This is a genomic window from Streptomyces sudanensis, from assembly GCF_023614315.1.
Taxonomy (GTDB): domain Bacteria; phylum Actinomycetota; class Actinomycetes; order Streptomycetales; family Streptomycetaceae; genus Streptomyces; species Streptomyces sudanensis.
Genome location: NZ_CP095474.1, coordinates 2,427,211 through 2,430,426, shown reverse-complemented (window position 1 = coordinate 2,430,426; position 3,216 = coordinate 2,427,211). Strand labels below are relative to the sequence as shown.

The 3,216-nt window shown below is 76.6% G+C and carries 3 protein-coding genes and 1 pseudogene; 2 read left to right on the top strand and 2 right to left on the bottom strand.

Features of this window, described 5'->3' with window-relative positions; translation table 11 throughout:
• Window positions 1-2 precede the first annotated feature (2 nt).
• Together MW084_RS11205 and MW084_RS11200 are read right to left on the bottom strand one after the other, a co-directional pair.
• Entirely contained in the window at window positions 3-491 is a 489-nt protein-coding gene (locus MW084_RS11205; RefSeq protein ID WP_010475124.1) for an SUKH-3 domain-containing protein, read from the bottom strand.
• Window positions 492-502: 11 nt separating this feature from the next.
• Window positions 503-1,042 (bottom strand): YwqJ-related putative deaminase, encoded by a 540-nt coding sequence (locus MW084_RS11200; RefSeq protein WP_010475122.1) that lies wholly within the window; start codon window positions 1,040-1,042, stop codon window positions 503-505.
• 230 nt (window positions 1,043-1,272) lie between these two features.
• Between MW084_RS11200 and MW084_RS11195 the strand changes: the two genes are divergently transcribed.
• Together MW084_RS11195 and MW084_RS11190 are read left to right on the top strand one after the other, a co-directional pair.
• Window positions 1,273-2,256: an SMI1/KNR4 family protein gene (locus tag MW084_RS11195; RefSeq protein WP_010475121.1), complete on the top strand. Its 984-nt coding sequence runs from the start codon at window positions 1,273-1,275 to the stop codon at window positions 2,254-2,256.
• Between the two features lie 7 nt (window positions 2,257-2,263).
• Window positions 2,264-3,216, top strand: a pseudogene (locus tag MW084_RS11190) (SUKH-4 family immunity protein); the annotation flags it as partial.

Here is a 3,216-nt window from a genome sequence, read left to right as displayed (position 1 = left end):
GCTCAGGGGTTGGCGAGGCGGACGGGCTGGGTGCCGGTGACGAGGGCCGTCAGGGCGTGGTCGATGTCCGGGCCCAGGTACCAGTCGCCCGCGTGGTCCAGCCCGTACACCCGCCCCTCCACGTCGACGGCCAGCACGCTCCGGCCGTCGCCCTCGGCCCCCAGCGGCGCCAACTCGGTCTCCAGCGCCCGCCCCAGGTCCGACAGGCTCCGCGCCAGGTGCAGTCCCGCCAGCGGGTCCAGCAGCAGCGGGCTCGGCGCGATCTGGCGGCCCTGGCCGGGGGGCGTGATCCGCAGCCCCCCGAACTCCGCCCACACCTCCACCGCCGCCGGGAAGACGCCGTGCCGGTGGCCGGTCGGGGACACATGGGCCCGGAGCGCGTCGGCCCACCGCTCGGCCTGCTCCATGTCCCAGCGGCCCGGCTGCCAGCCGGCCTCCCGGAGGGCGGCGTCCACGGCGACGGAGAAGCGGGTGGTGTCGAGATCGGGCATGGCGGGTGCGGTCAGCCGTTCTGGTGGGACGGGGTCGGGTCGACGGGGCGCACGCCGAAGTGCGCGAGCAGGGCCGCGCACGAGCGGCACGGCGGGGCGTAGCTGCCGTGCAGCGGATCGCCGTCCTCGCGGATGCGCCGGGCCGTGATCTTGGCGTTCTTCAGGGAGCGCCTGGCCTCGCCCGTCGTCAGGGGTCTGCGCCGGGCCCGTTTGGACCGGCCGTTCTCCACGGCGGTCAGGTGCCGCGACAGCAGCAGCGCCTCCGGGCAGCGCCCGGTGAAGCGTTCCCGCTGCCCGCTCGTGAGCGTGTCCAGGAAGTCCTGCACGAGGGGGTGCAGCGCCGGCGGCCGGTTCCCCCGCGCCGCCGTGCAGGTGAGGATCTCGCCGCGTACCGACAGCGCCGCCCCCACCGTCGGCAGGATGCCGTCGCGGCGGTGGCGGAGCACGGGAGCGCGGCCGGGGGCGGCGGCGCTCCAGGAGAGGCGCGGGTCCCCGCCGCCGGAACCGGTGCCGAGGTGGACGGGCGTCGTTCCCGACTGCGCTAGGTGCATGGTGCGTGTGTTTCCCCTCTGTGCAATCCCCCCAGTTGCGTGGACAGACTGCCAAACGGGTGAGGAGATGGGAAACGCGGTCACCGGAACGGCCCAGTGGCGTGTCGCATGATCGCTCATCGTTCACCCGGACGTGACGCACGGTCACCCCCGCGGAGGCCCGGACCCCCCTCCGGGCCCACCGCATAGGCTGTGCGGAACCAGCCAGCAGCAGCCAGGGGGCATCCGCCATGACGACAGGTCGGCTCGGGCACCAAGCCGCGCCGCCGAACGCGGCCTACGCGGGACAGCTCGTGCACTTCCCGGACCCCGTCCGGGCCGCCCGCCATCCCGGAGGGGTACGGGTGGACGCCGAGGGCTTCCCCGACTTCTCCCCGTACGCCCGTGCCGCCGCGGAGATCGCCGAGCCGCCGGAGGGCTTCGGCGTGGACGAGCTGCGCCTGACCGACTACGTCTCCGCGAACGCCGCGCTCAAGGCCGCCGGCCACCCCCTGTGGGACGCGCTCCCGGCGGTCGCCACCCCGCACGGCTGGACCTGGCACCACGTCCCCCGCACCCGCCGCATGGAACTGGTGCCCGTCGAGGTGAAGGCGCTGCTGCGGCACCACGGCGGCCTCGCCACGGCGGCGGTGGACCAGGGCAAGCGGGGCACGCGGCCCCTCCAGGAGACCCGCCCCGCCCACTTCGGACTGCCCCGGAGCGCCGTGTCCGTGACGGAGACGCAGCTGCAGGGCGTCGAGGAGGACCTCGGCTACCGGCTGCCCGGCGCCTACCGCTCCTTCCTCAAGGCCGCCGGCGGCTGCGCCCCGGTCGGCTTCGCCCTCGACGCGGAGCTGGGGCTCCTCGTCGACCAGCCGTTCTTCACGGTCCGGGACGAGGCCGGCGTCAACGACCTCGTGTACGTCAACAAGTGCCTGCGCGACCACCTCACCAAGGACTACCTGGGCGTCGCCTTCGTCCAGGGGGGACTGGTGGCGGTGCGGACGCGGGGCTCCGGGGCGGGCTCGGTGTGGTTCTGCCCGTACGACGACGCCCGGGACGGCGACGGGTCGGCGATCGAGGAGCGCATGGAGCGGCTGCTGCTGCCGTGCGGCGCGGACTTCGACGAGTTCCTGCTGCGGCTGGCGGGCAGCCCGCCGGAGCTGGAGACGGTGGCGAACCTGATGGTGGACGGCGGCTTCGCACGCGCCGTCCCGGTCACGGGTGAAGGGTGACGGTCCGATGGTGACGTTCGCACAGGCGCAGGAGCGCGCCGAGGAGTGGGTCAACGGCGACGTGCCGCCCTACCAGCACCGCGAGGTGCGGGTGCGGGAGTTCGAGCTGGGCTTCGTCGCCTGGGCGGAGGACCGCCCCGGCGGCCCCTCCTCGGACGGCGGCGGGCAGCGGCTGGTCATCGCCCGCGACAGCGGCGAGGCCACGCTGTGGCCGCGGCTCCCGGTGGGCGAGGTGATCCGCCGGTACGAGGAGGAGTACGGCGCCCCGGCGGCGGCCGGCGTCCCGGCGCCCCGGCAGCCGGAGCGCATCGACCTGAACCAGACGTCCTTCCTGCTGACGCCGCCGGAGTGGCTCCAGGACGCGGCCGACCGCATGGGGATCCCGGACCACCGGGGGGCCGGGGAGCCGCCGGGCGCGGAGCCGGGCACTGCCGGACCGGGCACTGCCGAACCGGGCACTGCCGAACCGGGCACTGCGGGGCAGGGCGCTGCGGGCCAGGGCACGGGTACGGGTACGGGTGAGGGTGCCGACGCCGGACCCGTGGTGCCCGGGCTCGGCGCCGAGGGCGGTACGCCTCCGCCGGGGGTGACGCCTCCGTCGGGTACGGCGCCCGCGCCCGGGGCGACGCTCCCGTCGGGCGTGACGCTCCCCGAGGGGGCGACGCCCCCGCCGCCGGTGCCGTTCGCGCCGCCCGGGGACGCCTCCGGCACGCCCGCCTCCGGTACGCCCGCCGACGGGTCGCCCGTCCGGCAGCGGGAGGACACCGGCGACGGCCCGCACGGCGACACCCCGGCGGGCGTGGCCCCGCACGGCGACGGCCCGCACGGCGACACCCCGGCGGGCGACACCACGGCACCCGGCCCCGGCTCGCACGGCAACCGCCCGGCGGGCGCGACCCCGGCCGCCGGCACCGCTCCCGGCGACACCCCGGCGGGCGCGACCCCGGCCGACGGCACCGG

Coding starts and splice junctions, on each gene's coding strand:
- MW084_RS11205 (WP_010475124.1), bottom strand. CDS start 491: ATGCCCGATCTCGACACCACCCGCTTCTCCGTCGCCGTGGACGCCGCC.
- MW084_RS11200 (WP_010475122.1), bottom strand. CDS start 1,042: ATGCACCTAGCGCAGTCGGGAACGACGCCCGTCCACCTCGGCACCGGT.
- MW084_RS11195 (WP_010475121.1), top strand. CDS start 1,273: ATGACGACAGGTCGGCTCGGGCACCAAGCCGCGCCGCCGAACGCGGCC.